The sequence below is a fragment of the Thalassotalea eurytherma genome, from assembly GCF_030161415.1.
Lineage (GTDB): Bacteria > Pseudomonadota > Gammaproteobacteria > Enterobacterales > Alteromonadaceae > Thalassotalea_G > Thalassotalea_G eurytherma.
Window position 1 is genome coordinate 187,750 of record NZ_BSSU01000007.1, and the last position, 19,722, is coordinate 207,471.

14 protein-coding genes are annotated in these 19,722 nt (G+C 40.7%); 5 read left to right on the plus strand and 9 right to left on the minus strand.

Annotated elements, in window-relative coordinates:
- Positions 1–14 precede the first annotated feature (14 nt).
- On the minus strand, positions 15–3,137 hold the full coding sequence (locus QQK02_RS08270) for an ExeM/NucH family extracellular endonuclease (RefSeq protein ID WP_284207523.1): 3,123 nt from the start codon (positions 3,135–3,137) through the stop codon (positions 15–17).
- Positions 3,138–3,632: 495 nt separating this feature from the next.
- Between QQK02_RS08270 and QQK02_RS08275 the strand changes: the two genes are divergently transcribed.
- Positions 3,633–3,785 carry a hypothetical protein gene (locus tag QQK02_RS08275; protein WP_284207524.1) on the plus strand — a complete coding sequence of 51 codons (153 nt, stop codon included), beginning with the start codon at positions 3,633–3,635 and terminating at the stop codon, positions 3,783–3,785.
- Here the strand turns inward: QQK02_RS08275 and QQK02_RS08280 are convergent.
- Positions 3,772–4,671 carry a TolB-like translocation protein gene (locus QQK02_RS08280; RefSeq protein ID WP_284207525.1) on the minus strand — a complete coding sequence of 300 codons (900 nt, stop codon included), beginning with the start codon at positions 4,669–4,671 and terminating at the stop codon, positions 3,772–3,774. The two genes, QQK02_RS08275 and QQK02_RS08280, sit on opposite strands and share 14 nt — an antisense overlap.
- A 194-nt stretch (positions 4,672–4,865) precedes the next feature.
- Here QQK02_RS08280 and QQK02_RS08285 point away from each other — a divergent pair, with 194 nt between their 5' ends.
- Positions 4,866–6,728, plus strand: a complete 1,863-nt coding sequence (locus QQK02_RS08285; protein ID WP_284207527.1) for a DUF885 domain-containing protein — start codon at positions 4,866–4,868, stop codon at positions 6,726–6,728.
- Here the strand turns inward: QQK02_RS08285 and QQK02_RS08290 are convergent.
- Both QQK02_RS08290 and QQK02_RS08295 read right to left on the minus strand, forming a co-directional pair.
- The gene (locus tag QQK02_RS08290; RefSeq protein WP_284207528.1) at positions 6,725–6,892 is read right to left on the minus strand and encodes a DUF2986 domain-containing protein; all 168 of its coding nucleotides are present in this window, start codon (positions 6,890–6,892) and stop codon (positions 6,725–6,727) included. The genes QQK02_RS08285 and QQK02_RS08290 overlap by 4 nt on opposite strands.
- 57 nt (positions 6,893–6,949) lie before the next feature.
- Entirely contained in the window at positions 6,950–7,789 is an 840-nt protein-coding gene (locus tag QQK02_RS08295) for an alpha/beta fold hydrolase (protein ID WP_284207529.1), read from the minus strand.
- Between the two features lie 417 nt (positions 7,790–8,206).
- Between QQK02_RS08295 and QQK02_RS08300 the strand changes: the two genes are divergently transcribed.
- Positions 8,207–8,485 (plus strand): hypothetical protein, encoded by a 279-nt coding sequence (locus QQK02_RS08300; protein WP_284207530.1) that lies wholly within the window; start codon positions 8,207–8,209, stop codon positions 8,483–8,485.
- A 309-nt stretch (positions 8,486–8,794) separates the two neighbouring features.
- Here the strand turns inward: QQK02_RS08300 and QQK02_RS08305 are convergent, their stop codons facing one another.
- Positions 8,795–11,665, minus strand: coding sequence for a M16 family metallopeptidase (locus tag QQK02_RS08305; RefSeq protein ID WP_284207531.1), 2,871 nt, complete (start codon positions 11,663–11,665; stop codon positions 8,795–8,797).
- 92 nt (positions 11,666–11,757) lie between these two features.
- Complete coding sequence (locus tag QQK02_RS08310; RefSeq protein ID WP_284207533.1) at positions 11,758–13,005, minus strand: serine hydrolase domain-containing protein; 1,248 nt, start codon at positions 13,003–13,005, stop codon at positions 11,758–11,760.
- 146 nt (positions 13,006–13,151) lie between these two features.
- Between QQK02_RS08310 and QQK02_RS08315 the strand changes: the two genes are divergently transcribed.
- Positions 13,152–14,027 carry an ABC transporter ATP-binding protein gene (locus QQK02_RS08315; protein WP_284207534.1) on the plus strand — a complete coding sequence of 292 codons (876 nt, stop codon included), beginning with the start codon at positions 13,152–13,154 and terminating at the stop codon, positions 14,025–14,027.
- Between the two features lie 10 nt (positions 14,028–14,037).
- Positions 14,038–17,607, plus strand: a complete 3,570-nt coding sequence (locus QQK02_RS08320; RefSeq protein WP_284207535.1) for an ABC transporter permease/M1 family aminopeptidase — start codon at positions 14,038–14,040, stop codon at positions 17,605–17,607.
- A gap of 121 nt (positions 17,608–17,728) precedes the next feature.
- Here the strand turns inward: QQK02_RS08320 and QQK02_RS08325 are convergent, their stop codons facing one another.
- Genes QQK02_RS08325 through QQK02_RS08335 form a run of 3 tightly spaced genes read right to left on the minus strand, consistent with a single transcriptional unit; the run spans position 17,729 to position 19,716 of the window.
- Positions 17,729–18,436: a hypothetical protein gene (locus QQK02_RS08325; RefSeq protein ID WP_284207536.1), complete on the minus strand. Its 708-nt coding sequence runs from the start codon at positions 18,434–18,436 to the stop codon at positions 17,729–17,731.
- Positions 18,437–18,458: 22 nt separating this feature from the next.
- On the minus strand, positions 18,459–19,160 hold the full coding sequence (locus tag QQK02_RS08330; protein WP_284207537.1) for a hypothetical protein: 702 nt from the start codon (positions 19,158–19,160) through the stop codon (positions 18,459–18,461).
- A complete protein-coding gene (locus tag QQK02_RS08335) occupies positions 19,150–19,716 on the minus strand; it encodes an RNA polymerase sigma factor (RefSeq protein ID WP_284207538.1) in 567 nt (188 codons plus the stop codon). Before QQK02_RS08335 ends, QQK02_RS08330 begins: the two co-directional genes overlap by 11 nt.
- Between the last annotated feature and the right edge of the window lie 6 nt (positions 19,717–19,722).

Consider the following 19,722-nt stretch of genomic DNA (forward strand, 5'->3'; position numbering starts at 1 on the left):
CTTCTTAAGCCGTCTTACGCGCAGCCTGCATTAGTGCATAAGCTCATCATTACGCGAGCATCCATCATGGTAATAAAACCATCGTTATTTAAATCAAATGACATCTCGATAGGTTGGCTCATTTGAATCGCTCTCATTAGGCCGTAAATATCGTTAATATCTACATCACCATCGCCATCAAAGTCACCAGTGAGGGCAGCTGGAGCAAAGTTAAAACCAATGACGACAGGATCATGGTCTGACATGCGGTAAGCGTCAGGCGCATAAAAGTTGTTTTGTTGATCATGTGATTGAAATTCTAGGTTGTAGTCAAGCGCACGCGGCTCATCAGCATTAATATGCCATTCGGTAACGCCAGTCACTTTGGCAGACAATTCTGCGCTCGCAAGTGCATGGTCTAAGTAACCTAATTCACCATTAAAAATGTATGAATAAGCTAATTCACCACCAAAAGCCTCTACCAAGTTAGTAAACCCATTATCGGTAATACGTGTAATCGCCTCTTCTTTTGCATAGGCGTTTAAGTCACCCAAAATTAGGAAGTCATTATCTTCACTACCTGTTGGGTCTGACGCTAACCAATCAACCAGTGCAGCAGATGCGTTTGCACGCGTTAATGCACAGTTACCTTGGCCATCATTAAGATCTGGGTCGCCAATTGAATCACAATTAGAGCCCTTTGATTTTAAGTGATTTACAGCGACGGTGAAGGTTTCACCCGTCATCGTCGTGAAACTTTGTGCTAAGGAAGGACGATTTTTATTATCGATAAACAGTGCATCAACCGAGCTGTCTAATATCGCAAAGTTACCTGTTAATGTTGCGCTAGCAGGTTTGTATATGATCCCTACCTTTATCGCATCAGTGCCGATAGTACCCGTATTAACGTAAGCGTAAGTATTCGGCCCAGCAACCTCATTTAATCCATCAACTAAATCAGATAATGATGCCTGTGCGTTATTTTCTAATTCAACTAAACCAATAAGGTCTGCATCAATTTTATGAATCGCTTCAATAATTTTGGTACGTTGGCGGGTGAATTCCTCCGCACTATTTGCACCACGACAACTCAATGATGAAGGGCCACATAGCGCACCATTTTCATCAATAGTTGTAAAATAGTTAAGTACATTGATACTTGCCGCCTTAAAGTTACCACCAACATCTGCCGGTATTTCTGAACGAGGGTTATCTTGTGTAAAAACGATTGGCGTTGTAGGTTGAATTCGGTAAGAACCAAAGCCGTAGCTCATTACACCACTGATTAACGCAGAATCACCTGCTCGCAGTGTATTATTTGCACTTAGGCTAGGTGCAGGGTAAACAACAACATCTGGATTTTGCGCGGAAAGGCCGTCGTCTAAAATGATCTGGTTTCGACTCAAGTTAACTTGGTGCGTTGCATACCCGTCAACACTCGGCTCATTGGCATGAGTAAATTGATACATTCTTTGATCAGAAAGCACCACTTCACCATATCTAGCTAAATTGTAATTGCTGGCAACTTGCAATGTATTTGAAACTGACACTAACATCCCTTCTACAGCTTCAAACTCATCTAATGTATTTACTGGCATCGTTATAGACGAAGTGCTAGCTGGCACATCTTCGGCACAGATAACTGTTTGAGTAATATTGGTTAATGTCGTTAACTCATAAAGTTCACTTACCGTACCTTGAATACGAACAAGGTCACCAGCTTTAACGATTGTACTGGTATCAGAAACAAACAAGCCTTCAGAGGTGAATGTTGAATTATCATGGTCGCCATCTTCTTCTTGAATATAGTAGCCGTTTAATTGCCCTGAGGCTTGAAAGCTCGCAGTGACAACCCCTTCAATAATAACGCCACTATTACCATTTAATGGGCTAACCTCATCACTCCCTTGAATGGTATGTATCAAGGTTGCAGGGTCATAACAAACACCAAATTGTTCGTCATTGCTGCTACCACATGAATTTTGTTGGCCCGGTGTTGGAGATGCTTGCTGAAAAAGGCTTGTGCTTAATGCAGAGGCTTCACAGCGTTGATTCGAGTGAGTATCTTTACTACCTAGCTCATCTTCGTTTACTTGAGGTTGCTCAGGTGTCAATAATGCTAGCAAGCCAATATCGTCAGCATCGTTTGTATCATAAACCACGGCATCAACTAAATTGTCAGTCGTAATTGGCGTATCATTAGTAAAAGGGCCTGAAACAACGGCAACCGCATCGGCACCATTTTGAATGAGATTAGTGTCAGGGCTAACATCTAAATCACAATTAGGGGTATTTTCTGCGTTAGCACACAAAACGAAATAACCTTCGCTATTTGTTTCAAAGCCATCTAACGCATATGTACGGTAAACGGAATCACCATTGCCATTTAAAAGCGCAATACTTAGCCCTGAAAGGTCATTATTTCCTGAACCACCATCAAATAATTCGACAAACTCAGCAGAATCAGTGCTCGTTTGGTCAGCATCAACTTCATTGATCACGATATCAACTACAGGCTCTCCACCACAAAGATTATATTCGCCAGGTGTTGGTAAATGTTGCTCATAAACCGAAGTATTAAAAGCTCCACCAGTGCTATCAGCGCATCGTTGGTTTGACTCAATATCTTTATCAATAGTGCCGTCTTCATTCACCTGCGGTTGACCCGGCGTTAACAATGACAGTAACACCGCATCATCAGAGTCATTCGTGTCGTACACTAGCGCGTCAATCAGATTATCTGAGGTTATAGGTGTATCAATAGTAAAGTCACCCGAGATAATAGCGATTGCGTCAGCGCCATTTTGAATGAGGTTGCTATTAGGGCTTACATCAAGATCACAGTTTTCTGTGGTCTCGCTGTTACCACACACCACGAAATAACCTGTTGGTGATGTCGTTTGACCATCTAAGTTAATCACTTTATAGATGCTGTCATTACTACCATTGATAAGCACAATATTAATACCTGACAAGTCAGTGTTACCTGCACCACCGTCAGTTAATTCAATAAATTCGGCAGTATCAGTACTTGTTTGATCAGCATCCACTTCGTTAATTAAAATATCTGCGCAAGCGGCCCCTGACATGAGGTAAATGGCTGATGAGACAAATAAGCTTTTCAGCTTGAATGTCGGTGAATTATTTTTATTGTTCATTGTCATTCCTTCAAATAAAAAAGTTAGATTCTTTAACAAACGTATTCTTCACACACACCTGAGTAGGCTCAGGGCTAACAGCTTCATAACGTGGATGATGAAAAGAGTTAATAGGCGGTAAAGGTAACAACCTGTTGTTAATATTTTGTGAAGAAAAGATTTCGAAGAGATAAACCAAACAATAAAACGGAACAATTAGTCAACTTTAATAACCAAGAAAAGCCATTTATAAAAGGGAAATAAAGCGATTCACAAAAAAGATGACCATTTGATTATTTTTTTATGACAACCATAGTTCCCTCACTGAGGAACGGTAAGTACGCTCAACTCACAGCTGATATCAATGACTGAGATGAGCACGAATAATTCAGTTATCGGTGTCAATTTTTCGGAGTGTTGAATGCTCAAGTATCTGAAAGCTATGCGCAGAAGTAGAAGAGATCATTAAGCAAATGAATGTAGCTCAATTCGGTCTGTTAATTAACATGCTCGAATATGAAAGAAACACACAAGATAGGTGACAAACACGTTGAGTGGTTAGAAGCTCAAAACTGTAGTGCAAGAGTACGTGTTGTCACCAATATGGTTTTAGAAAATATAGTTAAAGACAGCAGGCTTCAATCACCAGAGCTGTTTATTGCGTTGTAACAATCGCTATGTATTTTCCATCACTACTTACCGATAAACGGCCAAGTGAGCCACTAATAAGTTGATTTACATTTTGCTGTTCAACCCAGCGCCCTGCTGTTTTACTGCTTGACCAAACCATTAGCTTACCGTTATTAAACCTTAAAATATCGCCATTAGGCGCCCAAGCATATTCATAATTGTCATCAAAAATTGGCGCTATAGGTGTGATAGCAAACTCATTAGGATCAAAAGCTTTAATCCACACCATGCCATTCGTTTGTCTATGTACAAAACTAAATCGGTCACTCTTTGGTATTTGTTGTGGTGAGCTTGGTAGCGCATGACCACTAACAAAGCGATTGATGTTTTTTTCTAGATTAAGATATTGCACACTCCAGCCATATCGAGACCAAAACAATACGTTACTCGTCGTTGCATCATAATGATAATAGCCTACCGGCTCTTTTGAATTTAACAGCCATGATTGTTCATTGGTTTTGCGGTTTAATTGCCAAACACTTTGATAGGGATTAAAGCCTTCACTGACAAAGCTAATATTCCCTGTCTTCCCTACTGGTTTTGGTGAGAATTCACTGTGTTCGGTTTCGGTAAGTTGTGTCAGTTGATTGCTTTTAATGTTGAACTGATAAATATCAGTTTGCAGGCCATCTCGAGAAGAGGTAAACAAGACACTATCATTTGTCGTCATGAAGTAAGGCTGATTGTCATAATCATCGTTATTAGAAATATTGCGGCCATTGGTTAGCTGGTATTGACCTTTTTCTATCGTTAAATCGAATAGATAAATTTCACTATCGGCTGCAAACTTCTTGCTGTTTTGCCCGTGACTGGTAATCGAAAATGCCAGTAGCAAACCGGTCATCACAAAAATTAGCTGTTTCATATTATTACTTCTCCACATATTCACCTGTCTCAAGTAAAACACAAACGATTGATTTTTTGTAACATTTCATTATTTTTAAGTGCCTGTTTCATGGCGTAATGCCGCGCAGCCGTAGATGCTTTAGGTTTAACATTGTGACATCGCAGCTTGTTGGTTATAGTCATTAATGGGTTAAGTGAAAGTGCCTGAAACAGATGAAACAAATAGCAATTGTTATAGCGAGTTGTTTAATTCTTTATTCATGCGGTGGTGGCGGAAGCAGTGATACGCCGATTAACACGCCTGATATACCTACAGAACAACCCATCACCTTGCCTTTGGTAAATGATTATGCCCTGATTAGTACAGACGATCTGCTATCACAAGTAAATGAACAATTAAGTGGCTTAGCCATTGATGACTTTCTCGACGAAGCTTATCTCATCATCAATGAAAGAGAGATTGAGAACAGTATCTCTGACGGGCTTTTCGATAGCATTAATACAGAAGCACCAGAGCTTACCAATATTTCAGATGAATTTAATCGTCAATCGGGTGCTTTATTTGATCACATACTCACCCTTTTACAAGGCTTTGAACAGAGTACATTTAGCCCACAACAGCAAATATCATTTGATGTTTTTAGCAAAGATTTAACCTATCAAAGTCAATGGGTAGAAAACCTTTCTTACAACTACCCTGCTACCTATGGTTTTTGGGGTTGGCAAGGCAGTACCGAAACCTTTTTTACGCAAGCGTTTACGTTTAACAACTTAGAGCAGGCTCAATTATTCCTGACCTTATTGAACCAAACGCAACGACGCTTCCAACAAATTGAAACCTTGTTAGACAATAGGGCTAACGATGGCATTGTTGAACCCCATTGGACCTTTAGTTACTCACAGTCATTAGTTGCTGATGTTGCCGCGTTATCGCCGCAAGAAACTAGCTATTATCAAGCATTTGAAGAGCAACTAAATGCACTAAGCAATATTGATAACGCCGAAAAGCAAACCTTGCTAGCGACACTACAAGCAACCATTGAACAAAAGGTTTTACCGGCTTACCAAAACCTAGCAACTAAAATGTCGTCTTTAATGGCGCAAGCGCCTGACCAAATAGGATTTGGTCAGTTTGAAGGTGGCCAAGAGTTCTACCAATTTACCTTGAATTACTATACCAATAGCACGCTAAGCGCCGAAGATATTCATCAACTCGGACTGGATGAACTTGACCGAATTCACCAAGAAATGCGCCTATTATTTTCCCAACTAGGTTACCCTGCTAACGAATCTTTAAGCCAATCTTTTGCTCGAGTTAATAGTGATGCGCCGTTAATTCTTGCCGCCAATGTCAAAGAAACCTATGAAGACTTAATTGCACAAGCCTATTTAGAACTGCCAACCCTATTTAATAGTTTACCTGAGCAAGAAGTTATTGTTGTTGGAGGTCAATCAGGAGGCTATTACATTGCTGGTTCTGATGACGGTAGTCGACCAGGTGCTTTTTATGCCAATACAGTAAACAACCAACCCTATACAACTATGCCTACGCTGGCTTATCACGAGGCGGTGCCCGGCCATCACTTGCAAATCGCACTCGCCAATGAACTTGATCTACCGATCTTTAGGCGAAAAGCCCACTTTACTTCATATATTGAAGGCTGGGGTTTATATGCTGAACGCTTAGCCAAAGATGCAAATTGGTACAGTCAAGACGTATATGGTGATCTGGGTAGGCTACAATTTGAAGCCATGCGTGCAGCTCGACTGGTGGTAGACACGGGCATTCATCATTATGGTTGGAGTGTTTCACAAGCCAATGACTTTCATGTAGAAAATGTCGGTTTTGACGGTTCGATTTCTCGCTACAGTGTTTGGCCGGGTCAAGCTGTTGCCTATACCATCGGTATGCTTAAAATACTAGCGTTACGAGAACAAGCAGAAGTGGCATTAGGTGAGCTTTATGACATTAAAACGTTTCACGATGTCGTATTGAATAATGGCGCTATACCATTGGATGTATTAGAGGATGTCGTTAATCACTACATTACCGATACGTTGGCGCGCAATGATTAATTGGCATTATCTTCTGTAGGAGCTTGCTCCTGCGCTGCTAATTGCGCAATTTTTTCTCGTTCGGCTTTAGAAATATAGCGAGGCTTAGTGCTTTTATGCAGCTTCGCATTCGCTTTTTTCATTTTTGCTTTTAACGTTTGCTTTACTTTTTTCTTTCGGTTCATAGGTGCTTAACACACTCATTATTGTCAGCGGTGCCCTATTTTAGCGCAATCAAACCATCATTGCTTTATATTTGCTAAGCCTTGCTCAATCAAGGCAACACAATCTTCTGGCGATTCTAACGGCATTAAATGACCATAGTTCGCATTTTCTAAAAATTGATGCTGCCCATCGAATGACTGCCATTTCTGCCAACTTTTCTCAGTAAAATACAAGGAAGGTTTACCCCTGATCGCAACTACTGGCACGTTAACTTCTGATAACTGCTTATACAAGCTCGGCGCCGACGCGTAGTTTCTCGCTTCCCAAAGTTTTGGAAAAGCCAATCGCAAGCCGTTGTCACCATCAGCCACTAAGCTATGTTCGGCAAGCAAATTTAAATTGTGATCATTGATTCGTTTAAACACATTGCGTTGGCGGCAGTCGTTAAAAAATTCAGCTTTACTTGCCCAATGTTGTGGCTTGTTAACCGTATACTTTATTGGCTGAATGTTCTTCTTTAGCTTAAAAGGCAGCAGCGGCAACAACCGCGCCAACCAAGGTGATGCCATTGCGGGCTCTATCAGCACTAATTTTTTAAATAAATCAGGTCGTTGATTAGCAGCAAATACCGTTGCTGTAGCGCCCATAGAGTGTCCCACACCGATAACGGGTTCACCTACATGATGATCTAAGAAGTGAATGAGATCTTGGGCATAAATTTTCCAGTTCAGCTTTTTAGGTACTTCAGTATTTGGCCAAGTCGCTCGGTTGTGTAAACTTGTTACAGCAAAGTTTTGGGCAAGCATCGTTAATGATTGTTGATAGCAACCAGTAGGGAAGCCGTTAGCACCAAAAAAGTGCAATGGTTGGCCAGTTGTAGACCATTGACGGTAATGTACGCCATTTTCCATGTTCATTTAATTGCGTCCTTTTTTGAGCTTTTGGTTAACACGTTTAGCAATATTTCAATATGTTAGTAAACTAATATCATCGCTTAATTATTACCATAATTCATTCGGAAAGACCTATAATGAGTGAACGCATTTTACTGCTTTTTGCTCACCCTTCGCTTGGTCGATCACAAGTCAACGGCCCAAGGTTTGAACTTGCCAATTAGCTAGACTCTGTCACCGCTGTCGATCTTTACGCACATTATCCTCGGTTTAATATCAATATTGACCAAGAGCAAAAATAATTGGTAGACCACAATATTATTATCTTTCAGGTCCCATGATACTGGTATTCAATACCTGCAAACGGCGAAAACGGCAAAGCATTGCATGGCAAAACGTTTCTCTGTGCGATTACTGCAGGAGGTAAAGTAGCCGCTTAATATGCAACCGTTACAATCACTTACCGTAAGCGAATTACTGCAACCATTAGAGCGAATAACTACTTTAACAGGTATGCGCCAATTACCACCTTTTGCCTTATTTAGCTCGCGCTCATCGACGGTTAACAGCAAACTCGATAGTCACTTAAATCAATGGACAGTAGTTGCTATTTCGATTATCGGATTATTAGCAGACGGTATCTATATGGAAGAGAACGAGGTTTACAGTTTATATCCTATCCATCAATTAGTAGGTTTTATCGTGTTTTTTGGCGCATGAAGAATGGCTAGCATGATACTAGGGGCTGTTGAACTTTCATCAACAGCCTCTGCTTTAGGCTAATTTTGAAGATAACAAGGCGAAAATCGTTAATGTAGTTGTTCTACCTTAACGATTTTCAACGATGTTAGGTTTAAAATTAATCAAAGCCCTTTGGGTTGACTTGAAAAAGCGATATTCTTTGTTGCTTAAAGTGTATTTGGAACAACCAAACATTATTTGAAGCGCCGCGAATCTCATCTTTTTCAAGGCAACACAGTTACAAACTGAAAGATCAACAGACCCTAGCCTTTTTTGATTGTTAACCCCTTAAATTTTATCGCCATCAACATTAAGTATCACTGGTTCGCCATAACCTAACTCTTTGATTCTGCTTAGCTGAGTATTCGCATCGCCAACAATCAAATACACCATAGTTTGCTCATCTAGGTAGGCTTCAATTGTATCAATCACTGCTTGCTGACTAACACCTTGAACATAGGCTTGCTGATCTTCAACATAGTTTGTTGGTAAATCAAATCGACTCATCATATTCAACATACCAAGCAATTGATTCAGGGTCTCAAATCGTCGAGAGTTTCCTTTTATAATCATATTCTTAGTAACAGCCAAATCTTCCTTAGTGAAGTTTTCGTTATAATCACCCACTAATGATTTGAATATTTCTAACGATTCTAGCGTTACGTTAGTTCTGACTTGCGATGATGCAACAAAAGGCGATTGGTACCCTGCACCGCGCATATATGAATACGCCCCATACGTATAACCTTTTTCAATACGCAATGTTTGCGCTAAACGCGCACTCATACCGCCACCTAAACGGTTATTCGCTACTTGAATAGGGTAATAGGCCTCATCTGAACCAGACACAAGCGCCTTACCTAACATAATGACTGACTGCTTAGCGTTAGGCATATCAATAAAATAGATTTCAGGTTTAGTGCGCGCCGGTGCAGAAGGCTGTACTGGGATATCAATTGACTGACCTTGCCAAGAGTCAAAAGCTGATAACGCTTTTACCACACGCTGCTGATTCACGTCGCCAACAATTTGAAAGCTTGCTAACTTAGGCGAGATAAACTGTTGGTAATATGATTTAACATCATCAAGTGAGACGTTTGCTACCGAATGTTCAGTGCCACCAAGTGGTTTGCTGGCGACATGCTCCGCGCTGTAAATTAATTGACTAAAAGCGGTTCTAGCAATCGCATTGGCATTTCCTTTAGCCGCTTTAATTTGAGTTAAACGCGCCGCTTTTAAACGTTCAAATTCACTTTCTTGCCAACGAGGTTGCAATAACATTTCTGATGCAAGTTCGATGGTTTTTTCAAAGTTTTTAGCTAAGGTATTACCCCTTATCGTGATGCCTTCGTACGACGCGCTAATAGATAAGCTAGCACCAAGCAAGCCGATTGCCTCTTCAAGCTCTTGTGGTGTTTTATTTTGCGTACCTTCATTCATTAATGCTGCCATTAGTGACGCAGTACCTATTTTATCTTTAGCATCGAGTTGCTGGCCTCCTTCAATCGTTAGATTGAAGTTAACAATAGGTAATTCATTTTGCTCAATACCTGATAATACAATGCCGTTTGTCATTTGTTGTTGCCAAACATCAGGCACCGTTAACATTGGTAGCTCACTTAATGGTGGCTCACTTCGATCATGCTTCGTCGGTGTTTTTTCATAACTAATAGCATCATTCTCAACAAACTTTTGCTCTTTACCTTGAACAACGACTTCCTCAACAACATTTGCTTTTGTTGAACCTGTCACCACTAAGTCTGGTTGATCTTTTGGCACGAAACTCGTGATGATCGCCGGTTGTTTATAAATATATTTTTTAAAAACGCGTTTAACATCATCGACAGTTACCGCAGTAATATTAGCAATATCTTGCTTGATAAACTCAGGTGAGCCGGCAAATTCATTATACTCGCCAAGCTTTTGTGCTTTATCTAAAACACTCTCAATTTCATAGTAAAATGAGGTTTCTTGTTCCGCTTTTATTTTCGTAAGCAAGGCTTCGTTAAAGCCTTTCTCATCAAAGCTCTCAAGTGCTTCATTAATGCCCTGGTAAATTGCATCAAGCTCCACACCAGCTTTACCGCGCACTAACATTGTAAAGGTGCCGGCAATTTCTTGTGATGAATTCCAAGCATAAGCATTGGGCGCTAGCTTTTTATCATCGACAAGTGTTTTATATAACGGCGCTTGTTTACCCGATGATAAAATTTCACCCAAAGCATCTAACGCGTAGGCGTCGGGGTGGTATTGTTCTACCGTTGGAAAAGTGAGTCTAATTTCTGGTAACTTGGCAAAGTTATCAAGATGATATAACTTTTTCGTTTCTGTCAATGTGACAGGTTGTGGTGAGAGTTTACCGACTGGCTTACCCGGTTTAATTTCACCGAACCAACGTTTAACTTTTTCTTTCGTTTGCGCAATATCAAAATCACCGGCAATTACCATGGTTGCATTCGACGGTACATAGTATTGCTCATAAAATTCTCTAACGTCTTCAAGTGTTGCCGCCTGCAAATCGGCTAAGTCACCAATCACTGTCCAATTGTAGGGATGTTCTGTTGGATACAGTGCTTTTTTAATGACATGACCAGCATGGCCATATGGGCGATTGTCGACACGCTGACGTTTTTCATTTTTTACGACTTGCTTTTCACGCTCTAGCGTTCCTGCATCTACGGTATTGATCATAAAACCTAAGCGATCTGAATCAATCCATAAAAGTTTATCAAAGGCATCTTTGGGCACCACTTCATAATAAATAGTACCGTCACTCCATGTACCACCATTGCGACTACCGCCTAATTCTGGAATCATTTTACGGTTAGCACCTTTAGGCACATTCTCAGAATCGTTAAACGACATGTGTTCAAAAAAATGAGCAAAACCTGTTCTGCCTGGCTTTTCACGACTTGAGCCCACGTGGACAATCGTTGAAATTGCGACAATAGGATCTGATTTATCTTGGTGAAGGATAACTTTTAAGCCGTTATCTAAGGTAAATGCTTCATACTCAATATCGAACTGCTGCGCAGCTGGTGTTGAAGCGAACTTAGTTGGCTGTTCGATGGTATTGCTCGACTGACATGCCGTAAGCAAGGTGATGCTTGCTACGACAGTAGCAAGCATCGACTTTTTAAATTTTTGTTTTGTATTCATGGAGCTATCCTAGCTTTTTGAGTAGTAAGGCAATACCCACTACGTATCGTTAACCTCCAGTTAACATAACTGATTAATCAATAAATAGCACTCTAAGGTGTCGCGTTAATTGGTACATTCGTCGAATAGGCATCAGCTTGCTCGAACACCTTTTGCCAAAAATTAGCTGAGATCTCGCTGATCGCATTTGATTCAGCATTCATCAAAATGGCAAAGCCTATATTCAATTTAGGCGCATAACCAATATCCGCTCTAAACCCTTGCACCCAACCACCGTGATACACCAACTCATGGTCATTAACTTGGTAAATGCGCCAACCATAACCATAATGTGCGTCTGTGACAAAGTTACGCCAGTATCGACGTCTCAGATCTTTCTTTGTTCGAATGTAAGGTGTGGTTACACGAGCTAACAGCTCTGGCGACAGCACATGAGGCACATAGCCCATATTGGCTCTTAACCACTGCGCCATATCAGTAATACTGGCGTTAACACCTGCAGCAGCTGGCACTTTGTAAAAGTCGTCATTCACCTTAACTTGCTTCCAGGTGTACCTCATTTTGTGTTTGCCGTTACTTTTACGCGGGCCAATTGGCTTTCGTTGCATCAATACATGAGGCTTAGCGCGATTATATTCCGCCAAAAAAGCTGCTTGCCCCACTGAGGCTTGCGCCATATTCAATGGTTTGAAAACTCGTTCGGCTAATAAACTTTCGTAGTCTTTTGGTTGGCTTGCTTCGATTACGTCTTGTAGGAATCCATAAAGAATATTTTGATAGCCATAACATTTTTCTGGTTGGCAGATGGGCGACAACCTGTCAAAACGACCAATAATCTTGTGCATGCTCCAGTTTTCATGCAGTAAGTTGTCGTAAGTATTAGGCAATAAACCACTGCTATGGCTAAGCACATGATGCACTTTAATCTGTTGTGCAGCGTCAGCTTGTTTTAATGAAAATTCAGGCACAAAGTGAGTAATTGGTGCATTGATATTCACCTTCCCTTCTTGCGCAAGTTGAGCTGTTAACGTGGCTGCAAAAGGTTTTGATACTGAGGCCAAACGAAAAACGGTCGTTGGCGTTACCGCTTGTTTGCTGTTTTTAGCCGTATGACCAAACGTTTCGATAGCAACAATATCGTTATTTTTAACAATAACATAGCTCGCCCCCGGTATACTTTTTTCGTTCAGTAACTCCTCAACATATTTTGAAAATTCATGATTAAAAGCTGCAAGAGGTTGGCCGTAAGCTGTGCTCATGGCACTGGCCATAATGATAAAACCTAAAAATAGGCTGGCAAGCGAAATTAAAGGCAATGTGAGGTTTCCGTGATCAGTCATTTATTCAAGGGTATTGTACATTTTGCTTCACAGAACTTCGAATACTTCAGCGCAATGTTGCAAGCTTACTTGTAAAACAATGTGTTACATGGCATAAATTTACAACTTATTAACACAGGTAAGCAACCCGTAAAGGAATAACAATAATGTTAAAAATAGAAGGATTATCCAAAACCTACGACAATGGTGTGCATGCATTAAACAATGTCACCCTAGATATTCCGAAAGGTATGTTTGGTCTATTAGGTCCTAATGGCGCAGGAAAATCGTCATTAATGCGCACAATATCAACGTTACAAGATGCTGATGCCGGCACTATTACATTCGATGGCATCGACGTTTTCTCTAACCCACAAGAGTTACGTCAACGCCTAGGTTATTTGCCACAAGATTTTGGCGTATACCCTAGAATATCAGCTTATGACTTGCTTGATCATATGGCGATTTTAAAAGGTATCGATAATAAAGGTGAACGCAAAGAAGCGGTAGATGGGTTGCTCGCACATACCAATTTATACCAACATAAAAGTAAAGCGGTTAGTGGGTTTTCTGGCGGAATGCGCCAACGCTTTGGTATTGCACAAGCACTATTAGGCGATCCTGATTTACTGGTTGTTGATGAACCAACTGCTGGCTTAGATCCGGAAGAGCGCAACCGTTTCCACAACCTTTTAGTGAGTTTAGGCCAAGAAAAGGTCATTATTCTTTCAACGCATATCGTTGATGATGTTTCTGAGCTTTGTCCAAATATGGCTGTGCTTGCATCAGGTCAAATCTTACTTGAAGGTAACCCAATAGAGTTAACCAACAAGTTAAACGGACAAATTTGGCGCAAAACAGTCAGCCAACAAGAGGCACTTGAAATCGAACAAAATTTCACAGTGATTTCAAAGCGCTTGTTTGCCGGTCAAACAATTATCCATGTTATTGCCGATAGCGCGCCAGAAGGTTTTGAAACAACCCCGGCTAACTTAGAAGATGTTTATTTCTCGACCTTAAATTCGCACCGTAGTGCAGCCTAAGGAGAGCAAAATGTTAGCTAAAATGTTTCTCTTTGAGTGGCGATATCTCGTTCGCCAACCTTCGTTCATTGTCACCAGTAGCATATTCTTTTTACTGACGTTTTTCGCAACGGTAAGTGACAATGTACAAATAGGCGGTGGCGGTAACGTATTATACAACGGTCCATTTGCGATTGCGCAAACCCTTTGTATTATGGGCCTATTTGCCATGTTTTTGGTGGTTAACTTTGTTGCCAGCACAGCGACTCGTAATGAAACCTCAGGTATGTCTGAGATTTTATATAGTAAGCCAATTAATCCTGTTAGCTACCAATTAGGTCGCTTTTTAGGTTCTTTCGCAACAGTTGCTACCGTTTTCGCGTTTGTTCCTTTAGGTATTTTATTAGGCTGCTTTATCGGTGACATTGCCGGTTGGGTAGATGAAGAGCGCTTAGGTCCAACAAACTTATCTTATTATTTTACTGCCTACTTTTATATTTCACTGCCAACACTCTTAGTGTTGTCTTGCTTGTTCTATGCGTTTGCGAATCGATTTAAATCGATGATGGCAGCTTACTTAGTTGCTGTTGGTTTATTCATTCTTTATAACGTTGCAGGCCAGCTATTTTCCGAGCCTGGCTATCGAGATATTGTTGCCCTGCTCGACCCGTTTGGCTTCAACACCTTTGGTGAAGTGACTCGTTACTGGACGATGCACGACAAGAATAATACAGAAGTTGAACTTTCAGGTATTTTGTTGCAAAACCGTCTACTTTGGTTAGGCATAAGTGTTGCCATTATGGTGTTATTTGGTGGTTTCACGAAAAAAGTGAAATTAGGCAACAAGCCACAAAAAGCAGTGAAAGAATCAGATGAAAACTGGCAACAATACTTAGCAAATCGTATCGATTACAAAAGCCAAGGTATTCATACTGCATCTCATCTATTACTGAGAATTAAGTTTGAAGTCAAACAGGTTGTTTTTAGTGCACCATTTGTAGTATTAAGTGTATTGACGATATTTTCATTAGTTGGTCCATTATTTGATCCTGATGGCGTATTTGGCACCCCAAATTGGCCGATCACGCAAACCATGGTGCAATTAATACTGGGTGCAACGAGTCTGTTATTAATGATCATCATTGCTTATTACAGTGCGGAGGTCGTTTGGCGCGAGCGCAATTCTGGCATGGGAGACATGATCGATGCCTTGCCAGTTAATAACATTACCTTTTGGGTATCTAAAATCATCGCCATTTCATTAGTCATGTTGTTGCTATATATCATTGGCACAGTAGTGACGGTTATTAACCAAGCTATTCAAGGTTACTTCAACTTTGAGCTCAGCCAATATGCTATTCGATTGGGCTACATCTATTTAGTGCCAGCAATTATGACCGTTATCCTCGCGTTTTTCTTGCAGGTAATTAGCCCGAACAAATATGTCGGTATGCTGTTGTTTGTCGTTTATATCATTTCAACCTTAGTGCTAAGTAACTTTGGTTTTAGTCACAATATGTTCCAGTTTAGTGGCGCACCAAATGTATTCTATTCAGATATCAATACTTATGGTCATTTCATGACTGCGCATAACTGGTACATGGTTTACTGGGGTGGTTTATCGATTGTTTTAAGTGCTGTGACTTACGGCTTATGGCATCGAGGTCCAGCTCAACCATTGAAAGTACGATTAAAGCGCATGTCATACTACATGGGTGGTGCTGGTAAAGTAGCCGTTGCCGTTGGTCTTATCATGTTTGTTAGTGCCGGTAGTTATATTCATTACAACACACGCGTGTTAAATGAATACGTTATCCAAGACGACAGATTAGACAATCAAGGTGATTACGAGAAAACTTATGGTGCGCACAAAGAAGCACCAATTCCTACGGTCACCAAAACTCATGCTAAAGTTGATATTTACCCTGCAGAGCGACGCATTGAAGCCACTGCAGATATCACCATGGTGAATAAATCTAACGAAGCGATCAAAAAGTTTCTGATCAGCAAACCAAGTTTCACCAAAGAGTGGGCAGTTGAGATTGAAGGTGGTGCAAGCCATAGTTATGAATCTCGTTTTCGTACTGCTTGGTTTGAATTCGACACCCCGTTACAGCCCGGTGAGTCTCGCACAGGTAAATTAACAGTCACCCGTGCACAAGACGGTTTTACCGATGGAAGCAATGACTTTTCTCTCGTTGAAAATGGTACGTTTATCGATAACTACTCGTTATTCCCAGCGTTTGGTTACAGAAACGATTGGCAAATTCGAGATAAACATGAACGTAAAAAACGTGAACTAGCGCCGTTAGAGCGTGCCCATAAGTTAGAAGAAACACAGTATTACAATGAAAGTTTCTTCGGCAAAGGCGTTGGCTTTATTGATTTTGAGGCGACAATCTCAACGTCTGAAGACCAATTCGCGATAGCACCTGGTTATTTACAAAGTGAAAAGGTTGTCGATGGACGTCGTATTTATCATTATAAAATGAATGCGCCTATTGTGAACTTTTACTCAATAATGTCGGCTCGCCTAGCGTCAAAGAAAACCGAATATAAAGGCATTAATATCGAAGTGTATTATCACCCAGCGCACGGTATGAACGTTGATCGCATGATCGAATCGGTTCAGGACTCGATCGACTACTTCACGGAAGCTTTTGGTCCATATCAGCATCAGCAAATGCGCATAATTGAGTTTCCTGGCTATCGCTCGTTTGCTCAAAGCTTTGCGAACACAGTGCCTTACTCAGAGAACATTGGCTTTATTACCGACCTACGAGATCCTGAAAACGTTGACACGGTTTACTATGTAACTGCGCACGAAGTGGCTCATCAGTGGTGGGGACATCAGGTGGGCGCTGCGAACGTTCAAGGTAGCGCGATTATTTCAGAAAGCTTATCTCAATATGCCGCTCTTATGGTACTTGAGAAAAAATACGGTAGTGAAAAGCTTCGTAAGTTTTTGAAATATGAGTTAGACCGTTATTTACGTGGCCGTAACGTTGAAGATATTGAGGAAATGCCTTTCATGCGTAGCGAAGGACAGCAATATATTCACTACAACAAAGGCTCGGTAGTGATGATGGCAATCCGCGACCGTTTAGGTGAAAAGAAACTAAACAAAGCACTTGCTGAGTTTCTTGCGGAGTATAAGTTTAAAAGTACGCCGTACCCTACAACGGAAAATCTTTTAGCTTACATTAGCCAAGATACCAGCGACCTAGAACGAGAATTTGTTCGCGGCTTATTTGAAGAAATCACCTTGTATGATTTAAAAACTAAAGACGTTGAAGTTAGCGAGCTTGATAGTGGTAAATTTGAAGTAAAAATTACGATTGATGCAGGTTTATTGCGTGCTGATGGCCAAGGCCGTGAAACCGCTGAAGACTTTGTTGATATGATAGATATTGGCTTATTTAGCGATGATCCAGAAGATTTATCCGCTGAGAATATCGTTCAATACTTGGAAAAACATGAAATTAAAACAGGAGAAAACATCATTACGTTGACCGTAGATGAACAACCTAAATATGTTGGTGTTGATCCATTTGTTAAATTGATTGACCGAGATAGCGCCGATAATATTTATAAATTATAAGCGCTAAAAATAAGGTCAGAGTACTAAGCAGTGCACTGACCTTTTTATTGTTACGCAGAATTAGTTTTCTGGGTATGATAATGACGTAACCCATGTGCTTTTTCCTTGCTCCACTAAAGAATCAATGGAATCGACTTTTGAGTAGCGTTAAACCCGTGAGAAAAAACTGCTTTAGTGTAATGGGCATAATAACAAACAAGGCATAGCCTTTATCAAAATCAGGGTTCGCATGACAATAGTAGGCGATTTCTTTTTTAGTGTTTTCACGAAAGCTTGCTACTTCCTGAGGCGTATAGTTTGTTGTTCTACCTGCGTGCACAACACAGGTGCGTTGTGCAAACTCACTAAACGTACCGTCAGGGTTAAACCTTAAAAACAGCTGCTCACATGTTTTGGGCATAGTTGCCGACGGGTAAATGATCGCAACATTTTTAGCCATCGCTCGATACATGGCCGGACTTAGCATAGTGTCGGCATAAAAAATGGGGGTTAGTGGATGTTTCAGTTTTAATTTACCAACAACAAGTAAACTAAAATCAAAGGTATTTCCGCCTTGGCGATGTTCTGGATAAAAGGCGGCTGACGCTTTGACCAAAATAGCGTCGCCATCTCGATGTAACGTTAATAAGCAATAGCCAACGATGTCAGTTCCATCGAAATAAAGCCTAAGCTTGCGACCAAACGCACTGTTACAGGTAAAATATTTTTCAAAATACTGGCTAGCATCTACATTGGCAAAACTTGCAGAAATTAAGAGCAGCAACTGTGCGCTATGCTCAGTAGAAAGCCATTGCTTATTTTGACAAAAGTCCTTTTGAATTAGCGCCATACATTACTTCTATATAGTACATTTAAGATTGATTTTGACTGAATTCAAATACGATTACTAGACCTTGCTGAGGTAAACTAGGTGCTGGGTACCGCCATTGACTCAAGGCTCGTTTGGTTACTCTCAATACCTGACGATCAGCCGTAGAATCAAGCTTATCTATGTTGATAACGCGTCCAGATTCGTCAATATCGTAACGTAATTTAACCATGCTATTTTCTACATCAAGCTTTTTAATATCAGGTAAAACCTTATAAACCGGCTCAATACGATATTGCTGGTGCTGTAGTTTCGGTATAGAAATATTAAGATTAGGTACGTTGATTACTGACACATCTTCTGCAAGAACATGGTGGTCTTCTGTTGGCTTGCTTAACGTTGACGTAGGCCTTGCCTTAACGATTGGTGGTTCTGGCAATGGTTCTTGAGCTTGCACACCTGCGCTGTCCTGCCTTGCTTTATTTATCTTAATTTCGACGACAGCGGGTGTTGAAGTAGGCGCTATCGGTAATGGCTCTGCTGGCTGTTTTATCAAATAGGTCATTACCGCAAATGTTGCCGCAGAAAACAAACCACCACCAATCACCAAAAAAGCAGACTTAATGGCAGGTTTTCTAACCGCGGTGGGATTTGAATCTAGGTCAATATTAGGCGCGTCAAGATTAGCTTTTCTTTGTTGGTAAAGCTGAGCTAAGTCTTGCTCAAAATCTTTATTACTCATCATTATGTCCTAGTAATACCTTTAAATGGTTTTTACCGTATCTCAATCGGCTCTTAACGGTTTCAAAGCTTTCACCTGTTAGTTGGGCGATTTCAGTTAAGCTAAACCCTTCTTGTTGAAATATTATCGCTTCACGTTGAAAAAAATTGAGCTTTAACAGTGCATCATTAAATAGCTTCACTCGATCGGCTAATTCAAGCTCTGATTGCAATGTTTGAGAGTGAAAGGCGTGAATGTCTTCAGTGATGTCGACAAAATGTTTAGTCTTGCGTAGTTCATCGATAAGACTGCGTCTCGCTATGCTAAACAACCAAGATTTAGCATGAGTAAATTGATGACTCCCTTTGTGATTTATCACTTTCAGCCATGTCATTTGAAGGACATCTTTCGCAAACTCTTCATCCGATAAACTTAATAAATAATGAAAAACATCTCGGTTGTAACATTCAACCACACGCGCTAGAGCGCTACGATCACCTTTAGTGTAGTAGCGCTCTAATAAGTGTTCTGGTGTGGATTCGGCCGACAACCAGCCTTTTATTCTTCTAGGTAACTTCATCAAATG